This is a genomic window from Asaia sp. W19 (assembly GCF_003994335.1).
Taxonomy (GTDB): Bacteria; Pseudomonadota; Alphaproteobacteria; order Acetobacterales; family Acetobacteraceae; genus Asaia.
Genome location: NZ_PNQZ01000157.1, coordinates 1 through 993 on the forward strand (window position 1 = coordinate 1; position 993 = coordinate 993).

Here is a 993-nt window from a genome sequence, read left to right on the forward strand (position 1 = left end):
ACTCGTCGACGAGTTCCTGGACCTMACGGTCGATCTCGCGGGCAGTCTGCTCGGAGACATTCTTGTTCTGCGTCACCGAGTGACCCAGGAACACCTCCTGGCCATTATCGCCATAGGCAATCATACCGAGGCGATCGCTCATCCCCCATTCGGTCACCATGCGACGGGCGAGATTCGTTGCCATCTTGATATCGCCAGACGCACCGGTGCAGACATTCTCTGCGCCGAAGATGAGCTCCTCGGCAACGCGGCCGCCCATCGCGAGAACCAGATCGGCCTTGCACTGGGCCTTGCTCTTGGAATAGCGATCGCTTTCCGGGAGGCTCATCACCATGCCGAGAGCGCGGCCACGCGGGATGATGGTCGCTTTGTGAACAGGGTCGCAACCCGGGGTCAGGATCGCGCAGATGGCATGGCCGCCCTCATGATAGGCGGTGTTACGCTTTTCGGCATCGCTCATCACCAAGGAGCGGCGTTCAGCCCCCATGAGAACCTTGTCCTTGGCGTTCTCAAATTCCAGCATGGCCACCGTGCGCTTGCCCAGACGCGCAGCAAGCAAGGCCGCCTCATTGACGAGATTGGACAGATCGGCACCCGAGAAACCTGGTGTGCCACGGGCGATGACCTTGGGGTCGACGTCAGAAGCCAGCGGCACCTTGCGCATGTGGACGCGCAGGATCTTCTCGCGTCCTGCCACGTCCGGGTTCGGCACGACAACCTGACGGTCGAAGCGACCGGGACGCAGGAGGGCGGGATCGAGCACGTCCGGTCGGTTGGTCGCGGCAATCAGGATCACGCCCTCATTGCTCTCGAACCCGTCCATCTCCACGAGCATCTGGTTGAGGGTCTGCTCACGCTCGTCATTACCTCCACCGAGGCCCGCACCACGATGACGACCAACTGCATCGATCTCATCGATGAAGATGATGCAAGGAGCCGATTTCTTCCCCTGCTCGAACATGTCGCGCACACGCGATGCCCCGACGCCCACGA

General features: G+C 61.5%; 1 protein-coding gene. It reads right to left on the reverse strand.

Annotation, left to right across the window (positions count from 1 at the left end; translation table 11 throughout):
• Positions 1–993, reverse strand: a 993-nt coding sequence (locus C0V97_RS17550; RefSeq protein WP_127103727.1) for an ATP-dependent metallopeptidase FtsH/Yme1/Tma family protein, incomplete at both ends; no start/stop codon positions are given.